This is a genomic window from Paraburkholderia aspalathi (genome assembly GCF_900116445.1).
Lineage (GTDB): Bacteria > Pseudomonadota > Gammaproteobacteria > Burkholderiales > Burkholderiaceae > Paraburkholderia > Paraburkholderia aspalathi.
Window position 1 is genome coordinate 529,002 of the sequence record NZ_FPBH01000002.1, and the last position, 12,140, is coordinate 541,141.

Consider the following 12,140-nt stretch of genomic DNA (forward strand, 5'->3'; position numbering starts at 1 on the left):
TATGTGGTCGACTTGCCTGTTTTTTTTCCACGGTAGCTTTTAACTGAAGCTCAATCATCGCGTCTTTTTGCGTGAGAAGGACAACAACATGACTTCCCCCAGCGTCGACCTGCTCAGCGAAGTACGCGCCTTTCGCGCGGCGTATCCCGAGGTGCGTTACGTCGACCTCATTTGCCTGGATATCCCCGGGCACTTCTACGGCAAGCGATATCCCGTGGACATGCTGGAGAAAGTCGCTGCCGGCAGTCTCCTGAAACTGCCGCAGAACTGCATTTTGCTCGGCGCACAAGGTGGCGTGTTCCGAATCGGCGACTACTGCTTCAACGACGGCGATCCGGATGCGCAGCGCCGACTGATCGCCGGCACTCTCAAGCCCGTGCAATGGGAAAGCCAGCCATTGGGACAGATGCTGATCAGCTCGGACGGCACCGAGACGCCCATCGAGTTCGAGCCGCGCGAGGTATTGGCACGCGTGCTGAAACGCTTCGAGCGGCGCGGCATCCGCCCGGTTGTCGCCTTTGAACTGGAGTTTTATCTGTTCGACGCCAGGCTGGCGGACGGTCTTCCGCAATTCCCGCGCGACCCGTTCTGCGAAGATCCGGACGACCAGTCCAACATGCACATCGAGCGATTGTCGCGCTTCTCCAGTGTGCTCAACGAGATTGTCGACGCTACGCGTGAGCAGGGCGTGGACGCTACCGTGATCACCGCCGAGCTCGGGCCCGGGCAGTTCGAGATCAACTTTGGCCACAACGACGACAGTCTGCGCGCCGCCGACTGGGCCGCCCTGTTCTGCCGCAGCACGCGCGGCGTGGCGCTGAAACACGGCTACCGCGCGAGCTTCATGAGCAAGCCATACCTGCACGCGCCAGGCAGCGGCATGCACGTGCATGTGAGTCTCTACGACGAAGCGGGCAACAATCTGCTCGCCGTTGACGGCCAGCGCCCGCTGCGCCATGCGGTGGCCGGATGCCTCGCCTTGCTGCCGCATTGCATGCCTGTCTTCGCCGCCAACCACAACGCGTTTCGCCGCTATGGCTGGAAGACGAATGCGGCCAGTCGTGCCAGCTGGGGTTTCGAAGACCGCGACGCCTGCATTCGCATTCCAGAATCGGACGACCGCAACCTGCGCATCGAACACCGCCTGGCGGGCGCCGATGCGAACCCTTACCTTGTACTCGCCGCTATTCTCACCGGCATGGAACACGGGCTGGATGCAGGCCGCGAACCCATCGCGCCGCTCAACGAAGACCGCCAAAGCGGTGTCGACTTTCCGCAAGACATGCTCTCAGCCGTCGTCGCGATGCAGGACCATCCGGTCGTAGGCAAAGGCTTGGGCGAAGAGTTCGTGATGGTCTACTGCGAGAACAAACGCCAGGACCATCTGGATTTCATGAACGAAGTGAATGCGCGGGAATACCGCTGGTTCCTTTGAGCGAGCGGCTAGGTATTGGCCACCAGCAGCTCCTCAGCATTCTTTGGCGGCCGCAGACCATCGGTCCTGCCCGTGAAGTAGCGCTCGGTAAGATCGGCCGCCGAGACGTGCCGTGCTTCTCCGAAGCCCGCTTCATGAGCCAGCGCCAGAATCTCCGGCGGCGTGAAGAAACTGATGAACGGTGTCCCGCTTGATCGTGCGCCCTTCTCTGCCATCTCAAGCCCGGGGCGCACCTCAGGGTCCGCCATCTCAAGCGGAAGCAGGAACGTCATAGCGAGCGTCGATCCTGGAGCAAGGGACGCGACTTCGCGCAGCGTGGCCGCGTTCGCATCCTTCGTGAGATACATGCTGACGCCCGTGGAGACCACGATTGCGGGCTTGCTCTCATCGAAGCCGGCGGTCACGAGCCCGTCTCGCCAGCTTCCCCCCGCCTCGAAATCGACCGGCACGAAACGCAGCCAGTCCGGAACGCCGAAGCCCAGCTCGATCAGACGCTGACGCTTCCATGCCTGAGGACCCGGCTGGTCGACCTCGAACACCTTAAGATGAGATGCGATCTCCGGCCGCCGCTGAGCGAAGCTATCGAGGCCGGCGCCGAGGATGACGTACTGATCAAGACCGCGGCCGGCCTGCTCCACAACCAGGTCTTCAACGAAGCGGGCACGCGCCACGATCGAAGCGCGAAAGGGTCGCGTGAATTGAGGGTCCATGTCGCCGCGGCTGCGCCAACCCGCATCCGGGGCCAGCAGCTTAAGGCCGATTACGTCTTCCAGCACATGCGGCGGCGGGTCGGACCAGACGTGGAGCGCGCGCCACAAGGCGACTCGCGCTGCTGTGCTGTCTGGCGCTGCATCTTGCTTATCGGTCATGACTTTCGATCCTCCTGTGGGCGAATATTGTTGACGTTAGCCCATTTCATGCCTACGAGGGTAAGACGACTTTTTTCATCGACGGTGCGGGATGGACCGCGTAGTTCTGTCGCTCATAGAAGGGAACGGCATCCGGCCGGGCATCTAGAAACACCGCAGTCATATTGCGAGCACGCGCGTCGGCTTCCGCATATTCCGTCAAGGCGCGACCCGCACCGCTGCCCCGTGTCGCCTCATCGACGACGAGATCGTCGATATGCAAGTGCGCCCCGCGCGCCAACGTGTGGACCGGCCTCATCCCCATCACGCCAACAAGTTTGCCGCCTTGAAAAGCGCCGACAAGCTCGTAGCCAGAATGCGATTGCAGCCTGGCTCTTCTGAGAAATTCGTCTTGATCAAGTGCACGCAATTGCGCGATAACCGGAAAGGCTTGTGCCCATTCTGTCGGGGAAAGCCTTCGGATATCCAGGCTGTTGTTGTGATTGTCGGCCATAGCGGCATTCTGTCCTCGTTGGGAGAATGCCGATTCTGGCACAGCTACAGCGACATGCCGCCCGAGACTTCGATGCGCTGGCCATTGACCCAGCGATTGTCCTCGGACAGCAGCGACGCGATCATCGGGCCGATGTCGTCGGGCACGCCCGCACGGCCGAGTGCCGTGCCGTCCGCCACCAGCTTGTTGATCTCGGGATTGTCGCGCACCATGCCGCCGCTGAAGTCCGTGGCGACGGCGCCTGGCGCGACGGTATTGACGGCGATTCGACGCGGACCGAGTTCCTTCGCGAGATAGCGAGTCAGAACCTCGACCGCGCCTTTCATGGATGCATAGGACCCACTGCCTGGGAAGGTGAAACGGGTCAGTCCCGAGGAGATATTCACGATGCGGCCCCCGTCCTTGATCAACGGCAGGAGCTTTTGCGTCAAGAAAAACACGCCCTTGAAATGGACATGGTAAAGACTGTCCAGCTCCTCCTCGGTTGTCTTTTCGAACGGCGTGTGATTCGAAGTGCCGGCGTTGTTGACAAGGTAGTCGAAACGCTCGGCGCCCAACTGCGCAAGCGACGCCCGAACCTGCTCCACGAACGCGTCGAATGTGCTCACCTTTCCGGTATCGAGTGGCAGCGCAATGGCTCTTTGCCCCTCCTCCGCCACGAGGCCGACAACCTTGTCGGCTTCCGCCTGATTGGCGCGATAGGTGAATACGGAACTGACGCCGCGCTTCGCAAGGCTCACGACCGTATTGCGCCCCAAGCCGCGACTCCCGCCTGTCACGATGGCGATCTTCGAAATGGCGTCTGCCGATTGTCCTGCTGTCATTTTTGCGCTCCACGTTAGAGGTGTAGACGCAGCTTATTCCGGCCGGTAGCGAGGCTGAATGCCCTAACTGTCCTTCTTCTTGCCTAATCCTGCTCAGGCTCTGCAGCTCGACACGGGAGGCAGTAACATGCGGAAATGCAGGCGCGGAGGAAGTTCATATGTCAAATGCCTTGGTCGAAGGTGTCAAACGCTACACCGACAATCAAGCCGGGAGCGAAGGCCCGTTCCTGACCGCCATCGAGGGCTTGATCATCATCCGGTCGGATCATGAAAAACACCCTTCTCATCTGATCATGAAGCCGGCTCTCTGTGTCGTCGTTCAAGGCGCCAAGTGGACGACGTTCGGTGACAGACGGTACGACTATAGGGCAGGACAAGCCCTGATCGTCAACGTTGAGATGCCGGCGTTCAGCAGGATTGTGAAGGCCAGTCCAACAGAGCCTTACCTCGCTATTGCCATGGAGTTCGACCTTGCCATCATGCGCGATGTCATGGCATGTCTCGATACGCCACCTGCGCCGGAAGACGAGCTCGGCCACGGCGTGTTTGTCACCGAGATTGACGGGCCGCTCGCCGACTGCATGCTGCGAATGGTGCGTCTCCTCGATACGCCTCACGCTATTCCCATTCTCGCGCCGATGATCAAGCGAGAAATTTGCTACTGGTTGCTAACGGGGCGTCACGGCAACGAGGTCGCACGGGTCGTGCTGGCAACCAGCCATGTGCATAAAGTCGTGACTGCCATCCACGCGTTAAGAGGCCAATTCACCGAGACCATACGCATCGAAGACCTGGCCGCCGTTGCACAAATGAGTCCGTCGGCATTCCACCGGCAGTTCAAGGCGCTGACATCGATGACGCCACTGCAATACCAGAAGCAGCTTCGCCTGCTTGAAGCACGCAACCTGATGGTGGCAGGTATTGCCAATGCCGAAGCTGCGGCCTATCAGGTGGGCTACGAAAGCGCGTCGCAATTCAGCCGCGAATACTCGCGCATGTTTGGAGCGCCACCCCGCCGTGACATAGAGGCGTTGAAAACGGCAACGACCTAGCGGTTCATGCCGCCGTATCAATTCGCATCGCGCACCCAGTTGCCTCCGTGCGCCGCGGCCTGCGCAGCGGGCGAGGTGGCAAGATAGGCGAGCGCCTGCTCGGTCGAGCCTTCGTGATGCGGCGTATAGCGCGGATTGAAATAGCGTAGCGCTGCCGCGATCATTTTCCAGAACGACGGCAGGCAACCGCGCCGCGCTCCGGCGCGCCAGGCGAGGATAAAACCCCGGTACGTACCGGCGTCGGGATCGCGCTGGTGCATGAAGCGCGCGCCGTGCGTGAGAAAGTACAGTAGGAGCAACACCGTCGACAGCATGTGGAAGCAGCGTTCGAAGTAGGTCCCACCCATATGCCGGAAGATGTCGAAGGCTACCGTGCGATGCTCCACTTCCTCGGCGCCGTGCCAGCGCAGCAGATCGAGCATGGTTGGATCCGCATGAGCAGCATCGAGGCCGTCGGCATTGAGCACCCAATTGCCGAGATAGCCAAAAAAATGTTCCAGCGCGGCGATGACACCCAACTGTTGACGCAGCCAGAAGCGCGTTTTGCCGATCTTCAGTCCAAGCGGCTGCTCGCCGAGCAGCTTGCCAAACAGCCAGTCGAGTTTCTTTGTGAAAGGCTGCGTGTCGATGCCGTGCGCCTTGTAGTAGTGCGTGAGCACACCGCCGTGCGAGCGCGAATGCACCGCTTCCTGCCTGAGAAACCCCTCTGCGTCGTCGCGCAGCGCCGGGTCGGTGATCAGCGGCAACGCCTTGTTGTAGACGCGGCAAAACCATAGTTCGCCGGCGGGGAACAGCAGGTTCAGCACATTGATGATGTGCGTACTCGACGGGTCGCCAGGAATCCACTGGATCGGCGTTTGACTCCAGTCGAACTTCACATGGCGCGCCCTGATCTTGTATTGAGTGTGCTCTTGGGTCATGACGGTCTCCGGCATCCGGTGAGTGAGATCAACGCGGCACCATGCCGATGCGGGCGATCACGCGGCTTAGTCCAGGCATGTAGCGCGAGATGAAACGCATTGAATGCGCCTCGAAGCCGATGGCGACCACAGGCTTGTTGCGCAATACCGCACGGAGCGCGGCTCTCGCGACCGTCTCGGGTTGCAGGCCGCGCAACTGGTAAAGCTTCGCGGCCTTCTGGCGCATGCGCTCCTGGTCCTGAGCGCTGGCGCCGACATACTGGGTCGAGGCCATGATTCCTGTCTCGGCGAACCCAGGGCAAATTGCGCTCACGCCGATACCGTGCGCTGCGAGTTCTCCGCGCATGCACTCGCTAAGCATCAGTACGGCGGCCTTGGTGGTCGCATAGGCCGGCAGGTCGCGCGAAGGAGCGAAGGCCGCGGCTGACGCGGTGTTGATGATGTGACCGCCGTTCCCGCGCTTCACCATCTGTCGGGCGAACAGGCGCGAGCCGTGAATCACGCCCCACAGGTTGACGTGAAGAATGCGTTCCCAGTCTTGTGCCGAGGTGTCGAGCACGCCGCCCGCCATGCCAATGCCGGCGTTGTTGACCACGATGTCGGCGCCGCCAAGGTCCGTTCCTACCCAATTCGCCAGCGCTTCCATCTGTTCGGCGCTGCCAACATCGGCCTTGCGTGCGTACGCCTTGCAGCCTGACAACCTGGTCAGCGTAGCCGTGCGTTCCGCGCTTGCACTGTCGATATCGACCGCGACCACTGCGGCGCCCTGCTTCGCGAATTCCAGTGCAATGCATCGCCCGATGCCGCTGCCTGCGCCAGTCACAACCGCGAGCTTGCCGCTGAGCGGTTTGCGTGCGGCGTCCATGCGGGCGCGTTGCAGCGTGTCCGGTTCGACGCCGCCTTCAGTGTGATCGACGAGTTCACGCACCATCCGGGCCATCTGTTCAGGGTGCGTGACCGGCAACCAGTGCCGCGCGGTCAGCTCACGGCGCCAGTACTTAGGCACCCACCGCGAAAGATCTTCGGACAAGGCCGGGCTAACGTATTTGTCCAGCGTCGGCACGATCACCTGGACCGGCGCGTGTGCGTAACGCTTGCGCGGCGTGAACAGGCAGCGGATGAAGTTGGCGCGGTACAGCGAGACGCCGCGCACGCCGTCCTGCGTTTGCGTCGGGCGCGGCGCGATCTGTGTCTTTTCCACGCGACGCAATACACGCGGCCACGCGCGGCCGAGCCACACTCGCCAGGTCAAACCTGGCAGCACCGGCAAATGGAACAGCAGCACATACCAGGAGCGCACCAGTTGGCCCAATAGCTTGCCGATCGAACGCGGCGTGGGATGCAACAAGCGTGCTCGGATCCAGTAAGCGACGTGGTCAAGGCAAGGGCCCGAGCACGACGTGTACGACGCAATGCGTCCGCGCAAGCGCTCTTCGGTGACGAACTCCCAGCCCTGGATCGAGCCCCAGTCGTGCGCGACCAGATGGACGGCGCGATTCGGGCTCACGGCGTCGATGACGGCGATGAAGTCGTCGGTGAGTTTTCCCAGACGGTAAGCAGCCGTCCCTTTGGGCGCGGTGGATTGCCCCGCACCGCGGACATCGTAGGCAATCACATGGAAATCGTGTGCCAGCAACGCGGCCACTGCGTCCCAGACTTCGCTGTTGTCGGGGTAGCCATGCACTAACACCACAGTAGGCCGGGCGGGGTCGCCCCATGCTCTGGCGGCAAGCGTCACGTCGCCCGAGTTCACTGTGAATTCGGTGCGGCGCGTGACGGGTGGCGCCTCGTGCAGCGTGGGCGATATCGGTTCGGTTAGAAGTTGCATGTGCGCCTCCGTCATGCTGCGGCCAACGCCCGCCCGCGCTGCGCCCAGCGGCGTACATGCGGCAGGTCGTCGTCGAGCCAGTAGGCGTCGTCATCGGTGATGACCAGCAACTCTTCGAATTTGGCGCCTACACCCTGAAAGCCGAGATGCGGCTCGACGGCCCAGAGGCCAGGCGTCGGTGCATGATCGGAGCGGCGATCGATCGACCATAACGGCGACCAGCCCTCCTTCCTGCCCGCGCTAACCTGATCGAGGACGAGGTTGCGCGTCGCGTTCAGGCCGAAACGCGCCACGAAACGCGGCTTGGCCGGCTGGTTCAGCTTCGCGACACGATGCGCGAGCACCTTGAACGGATAGGCCTTGTGGCGCGGCTCGACGCCCTGTTTTCTGCACAACAGGTCGACCGCACGCGCTACGTCGGCAAGCGTGTGCCGTTGCTTCACCATGGTGACGATCAACTCGCGGTGCTCGGCCAGGTCGTCTTTCAGTTGTTCGAGAGTGGGATTCGTGCCGACACAGGTGGCGTAGCCGACATCGGCGATCACGCCGTTCAGCACCGGCGCCACGTCGAGAATGACCGGCATGTTTTCTTCCAGCCGACGCGAACTCGGAAAGAATGCCAGGTTAAAGCCGGCCATGTGCGACAGCCCGGAAAAACCTTCAAAGGCGGTACGGTCGCCAAACCAGGCGAAGGGTTTGTGCAGCCAGTCGCGCACGCCGTTATCCTGCAGCCATTCGGTCAGCAGCCGGGCGGCGTCCTTCTCCGTCATGCCCGGTTGGAGCATTTCGCCGACGCTCTCGACGCAGCGATAGGCCAGTTGCTGGACTTCGCGGAACTGCGCCAGTTCTTCCACGTCGACGTGTGGAATGGACTTGTCACCCATACATGCCTCCCGAATATGCTGTCGATGGGGGTGTGGCTGCCCATCACGATGACATTTTTTATTGTTACATTGTTCAATGTAACGATTGAATCGTACACCACCCTGGGTGATCGTCCACTCGTTGTTTTCCCTGGGGGCTTATTGGGGATGCTGGATGCAGCGCGGAGGCCGTCCGGTTGGCCGAAGGTACGGATGCCCGGACGCAGTCAGGCACCGACTTCGGCATCAGCCGTGTGACGTGGGGATGTGGTGGATTACGTGCCGGAGCGTTGCCTGCACCGGCAAACCGCGTATCCGCTCCGGCTGTTGAGCGGCTACTGAGCGGCCTATGACTGGCCGATGGCTTAAGGAACCGGCGGGAAGTGCCGCTTGCCGGCGTGGATTGGCAAGCGCCGGAAGCGTTCTTTCTTGTGCTCTTCGTCGAAGTGGGCAAGAGACGGCTTGACCAGATCGCTGCGCGACACAATGCCGACCAATTGCAACGTTTCGGAGTCCGTGACTACCGGCAAGCGTTCGAGACCTTGCACCGCAAGCCGCGTTGCGACGAGCCGGCAGGTTTCGCTCGGCAATGCAAATGCGGGAGAACGGTGGCGCAACACGTCAACGAGGCGCGAATCGAGCGCATCCGCTGCCTCGTCATCGCGCATTTTTTCCAGTAGCGCGCGATCGACCACACCCTCCAGCATGCCTTGACGCACGACCGGATAGGCGCGATGTCTCTGCGTCGCGCCGAAGTACGTTGCTAGCGCTTCACTCACGGACATATCGCCATCGATTGTCTCGACCGTACGCGACATCACCTCATCGACGTGGTGGCGCTCAAGCGGATCGACGCCGTATTCCCGGTAGATGTGATAACCACGCCGGGCGATTTTCTCGGTCATGATGGAGCGCTTCATGACGACCGTCGCAAACCCGTGTGCGATCAGCGTCGCGGCGAGCAGCGGCAGCAATGCGTTGCTGTCGTGCGTAAGGCCGAAAGCGAACACGATTGCGGTCAACGGCGCGCCCAAGGTAGCGCCAAGCGTGGCCGCCATGCAGACGAGCGGCCACTGGGCAGGTTCGCCGCCCGGCAGCACGTGGCCGAGCACGACGCCGAGCCCTGCGCCCAACATGAGCAACGGCGCGAGCACGCCACCTGAAGTGCCCGAGCCCAACGCCACGACCCAGATGATCGCCTTCACGATCAGAATCGCCAGCGCGATCTGGATTGCAATGTGCTGATGCAACAGGTCACCGATCACGTCGTAGCCAACGCCCAGCGCGCGAGGTTCGAGAAAGCCGCCGATACCGACAACGAGGCCGCCGAGCGCGGGCCACCACATCCAGTGAATGGGCAGCTTGCCGAACAGGTCTTCGGTCTTGTACAACGCGGCCGACAGGCCCGATGCAAGCGCGCCGGACAACAAGCCCGCAATGACGCAGGACACCAGCGACAGCGCGCCGGGAGGCGCAGTCTCAAGCGGAAACAGCGGCCCCGTGCCGAAGAATGCCGCACGCGCAAAACCCGCAACTGCGCACGCAAGTGCGACCGGCAGAAAACTGCGCGGACGCCATTCGAACAGCAACAGCTCGACTGCCAGCAACACGGCCGCCACCGGCGTGCCGAAGACCGCTGTCATGCCCGCCGCGGCGCCGGCAACCAGCAGCGTCTTACGTTCCGCGGACGTGACCTTCACGCACTGCGCGATCAGCGACCCCAGCGCGCCGCCTGTCATGATGATCGGGCCTTCCGCGCCGAACGGCCCGCCGCTGCCGATCACAATGCCGGACGACAGTGGTTTGAGAATCGCCACTTTCGGCGACATGCGGCTCTTGCCGAACAGGATGGCTTCGATCGCTTCGGGAATGCCATGTCCACGGATCTTTTCCGAACCGTAACGGGCCATGAATCCGACGATGAGACCGCCGATCACCGGGATGATCACCACCCAGATACCCAACGTGTTGAGGGCCGGCGAGCGCTCCGCAAACGAAAATTGCTGGAAGAAAAACAGATTGGTGAACAGATGAATCAGGCTCAGCAGCACGAACGCCGCAAGCGTGCTGAGCGCACCAATTGCCGCGGCGAGTGCGGAAATACCGGGAAGCCGCGCGTTGGTGGAAAAGTCGCGCTTATGGGTATCGAGACTCATGGCGACTCAAACATCGATCTGGGGAACACTGAACGTGCCCTTGAGCGACTTCAGTTCGGCACGGTGCATCTCGGCGAGGCGGGCCAGCAGTTGCTCGCCTGCTTTCAACAAATGAACCTCGACCTGGCGACGGTCCGTCTCACTGACCTTTCTGCGGACCAGTTCGAGCGCCTCGCAGCGGGACACGAGCGCGACCACGCCGTGATGCTGCGCCTGAAGCCGTTCCGCAAGCTCGCCGACGGTCGCCCAGTCACGCTCCGGATAACCCTTGATATGCAGGAGCAACAGATACTGCAACGGTGTGATGCCTTCACCCTGCGCGGCCTGCTCAGAAAAACGCTCGAAGCGACGCATCTGGTAGCGAAACTCGGACAGTTGCTCGAAGTTCGCCTTGGTCAAGCCGCGCGTGAGTGTTTTCATCAGAGTGCCGTGGAGAAATAGGTGATGCGAAATTCTATCACGTCGTGATATTTATGCATGTACTCACGCGCAAGTACCTACGATAGTGCGATTGCTTTTGCTATGCCGCGTGTCGCTGCCTGGCGTAAGCCTGGCGATAGAGTCCCGCGATGAGGTCGGCCTGCGTGATCATTCCTGCAAGCCTCTGATTCGAGTCCAGAACCGGGATGTGATGATGCCCGTAGTTCGCGAACACCGGCACCAGCTCGACGATCGGTGTCGCCGCGTCGACCGTGTGAACGTCGACGTTCATCAACGCACCGACGAGCGGTGCCGGCGTGATGCTGCGCCGGAACCAGCGTTGCACGGGGGACGACAAACCGGCCCCTTTGCTATACGCCCGTTTGTCGACAAGGTCGGCGCGAGTCACGATGCCGATTACGTGCTGTCTCTCGTCAGTGACCGGGAGCGCCTTGATATGGCGCTGTTTCAGCAGACTCCATGCTGCCGACGCTCTCGTGTTCGCCGATACGGCGACCAGCGAGCGCGACATGATGTCCGCGCACGTCAGTTCATTGAACGTGCGGGCGTAGGCCTGCAACTGAACGTCGCGCAGCAGGGACTCCAGATCGTCCGTGTCGATATCGAGCAATTCCCCGCGCCGGTTCAGCACCGCCTCGAGGTCCGCGCGCGTGAAACCTTCGTTCGAGGCCGCAGACGATGCGGCCGCGCCTTTGCCCGAACTCTGCGCGACGTGCGGATATCGATGCCCGGTCGCAGCGTGGTAGACGATAGCCGCGCACAGCAGCATCACGGACTGGATCGCAATAGGTTCGGCAACAAAGCGGTAGCCCAGTGCATGCACGGCCGGACCGCCCAGGACCGCGGTCAGGGCGACCGCGCCCGATGGGGGGTGAACGCACCGCAGCGCGAACATCGCACAGATCGCCAGCGAGACGGCCAAAGCAGCGGCGCCTAACGGATCGGCGATCCAGCTTGCACAGGCAACGCCAACCGTCGCGGAGACGATATTGCCGCCGATGATGGACCACGGTTGCGCAAGTGGACTGGCGGGCACCGCGAACAGCAGCACAGCCGACGCGCCCATTGGCGCGACCAGGAGCGGAATGTTTGCCGCTGGTCCGAGAAGAACGTGCATTGTCCCGCCGGTGAACGCAATCCCTAGCAATGCACCGAGACACGATCTCAGGCGTTCCGGCCACCGCACAGCGATGGGATGAGGAGCGAAGCTGGAAAGCCAACGGATGAGGGCGTAGCGGGACAAGGTTTAGATGGGAAAG

11 protein-coding genes are annotated in these 12,140 nt (G+C 61.9%); 2 read left to right on the forward strand and 9 right to left on the reverse strand.

What is annotated here, in order from left to right:
* Positions 1-88 precede the first annotated feature (88 nt).
* Positions 89-1,435, forward strand: a complete 1,347-nt coding sequence (locus BM438_RS05035) for a glutamine synthetase family protein (RefSeq protein WP_093633201.1) — start codon at positions 89-91, stop codon at positions 1,433-1,435.
* 8 nt (positions 1,436-1,443) lie between these two features.
* Here BM438_RS05035 and BM438_RS05040 read toward each other — a convergent pair whose 3' ends face one another.
* The 3 genes from BM438_RS05040 to BM438_RS05050 are packed head-to-tail and all read right to left on the reverse strand — an operon-like array spanning position 1,444 to position 3,621.
* Positions 1,444-2,304 carry a class I SAM-dependent methyltransferase gene (locus BM438_RS05040; protein WP_093633202.1) on the reverse strand — a complete coding sequence of 287 codons (861 nt, stop codon included), beginning with the start codon at positions 2,302-2,304 and terminating at the stop codon, positions 1,444-1,446.
* A 52-nt stretch (positions 2,305-2,356) separates the two neighbouring features.
* Complete coding sequence (locus tag BM438_RS05045; protein WP_093633203.1) at positions 2,357-2,797, reverse strand: GNAT family N-acetyltransferase; 441 nt, start codon at positions 2,795-2,797, stop codon at positions 2,357-2,359.
* A 44-nt stretch (positions 2,798-2,841) separates the two neighbouring features.
* Positions 2,842-3,621: an SDR family NAD(P)-dependent oxidoreductase gene (locus BM438_RS05050; RefSeq protein ID WP_093633204.1), complete on the reverse strand. Its 780-nt coding sequence runs from the start codon at positions 3,619-3,621 to the stop codon at positions 2,842-2,844.
* A 158-nt stretch (positions 3,622-3,779) separates the two neighbouring features.
* Here BM438_RS05050 and BM438_RS05055 point away from each other — a divergent pair, with 158 nt between their 5' ends.
* On the forward strand, positions 3,780-4,673 hold the full coding sequence (locus tag BM438_RS05055; RefSeq protein WP_093633205.1) for an AraC family transcriptional regulator: 894 nt from the start codon (positions 3,780-3,782) through the stop codon (positions 4,671-4,673).
* A 17-nt stretch (positions 4,674-4,690) separates the two neighbouring features.
* Here BM438_RS05055 and BM438_RS05060 read toward each other — a convergent pair whose 3' ends face one another.
* From BM438_RS05060 to BM438_RS05085, 6 genes are all read right to left on the reverse strand, one after another.
* Entirely contained in the window at positions 4,691-5,593 is a 903-nt protein-coding gene (locus BM438_RS05060; RefSeq protein ID WP_093633206.1) for a metal-dependent hydrolase, read from the reverse strand.
* Between the two features lie 28 nt (positions 5,594-5,621).
* Positions 5,622-7,400 (reverse strand): SDR family oxidoreductase, encoded by a 1,779-nt coding sequence (locus tag BM438_RS05065; RefSeq protein WP_425270723.1) that lies wholly within the window; start codon positions 7,398-7,400, stop codon positions 5,622-5,624.
* Positions 7,401-7,432: 32 nt separating this feature from the next.
* On the reverse strand, positions 7,433-8,305 hold the full coding sequence (locus tag BM438_RS05070) for a M24 family metallopeptidase (protein WP_093633208.1): 873 nt from the start codon (positions 8,303-8,305) through the stop codon (positions 7,433-7,435).
* 344 nt (positions 8,306-8,649) lie between these two features.
* Positions 8,650-10,440, reverse strand: a complete 1,791-nt coding sequence (locus tag BM438_RS05075) for a chloride channel protein (RefSeq protein ID WP_093633209.1) — start codon at positions 10,438-10,440, stop codon at positions 8,650-8,652.
* Between the two features lie 6 nt (positions 10,441-10,446).
* The gene (locus tag BM438_RS05080) at positions 10,447-10,860 is read right to left on the reverse strand and encodes a MarR family winged helix-turn-helix transcriptional regulator (protein WP_054043339.1); all 414 of its coding nucleotides are present in this window, start codon (positions 10,858-10,860) and stop codon (positions 10,447-10,449) included.
* Between the two features lie 100 nt (positions 10,861-10,960).
* Entirely contained in the window at positions 10,961-12,124 is a 1,164-nt protein-coding gene (locus BM438_RS05085; RefSeq protein ID WP_208620606.1) for an HPP family protein, read from the reverse strand.
* Positions 12,125-12,140: the final 16 nt, after the last annotated feature.

Coding starts and splice junctions, on each gene's coding strand:
- BM438_RS05080 (WP_054043339.1), bottom strand. CDS start 10,860: ATGAAAACACTCACGCGCGGCTTGACCAAGGCGAACTTCGAGCAACTG.
- BM438_RS05060 (WP_093633206.1), bottom strand. CDS start 5,593: ATGACCCAAGAGCACACTCAATACAAGATCAGGGCGCGCCATGTGAAG.
- BM438_RS05045 (WP_093633203.1), bottom strand. CDS start 2,797: ATGGCCGACAATCACAACAACAGCCTGGATATCCGAAGGCTTTCCCCG.
- BM438_RS05075 (WP_093633209.1), bottom strand. CDS start 10,440: ATGAGTCTCGATACCCATAAGCGCGACTTTTCCACCAACGCGCGGCTT.
- BM438_RS05055 (WP_093633205.1), top strand. CDS start 3,780: ATGTCAAATGCCTTGGTCGAAGGTGTCAAACGCTACACCGACAATCAA.
- BM438_RS05050 (WP_093633204.1), bottom strand. CDS start 3,621: ATGACAGCAGGACAATCGGCAGACGCCATTTCGAAGATCGCCATCGTG.
- BM438_RS05070 (WP_093633208.1), bottom strand. CDS start 8,305: ATGGGTGACAAGTCCATTCCACACGTCGACGTGGAAGAACTGGCGCAG.
- BM438_RS05035 (WP_093633201.1), top strand. CDS start 89: ATGACTTCCCCCAGCGTCGACCTGCTCAGCGAAGTACGCGCCTTTCGC.
- BM438_RS05040 (WP_093633202.1), bottom strand. CDS start 2,304: ATGACCGATAAGCAAGATGCAGCGCCAGACAGCACAGCAGCGCGAGTC.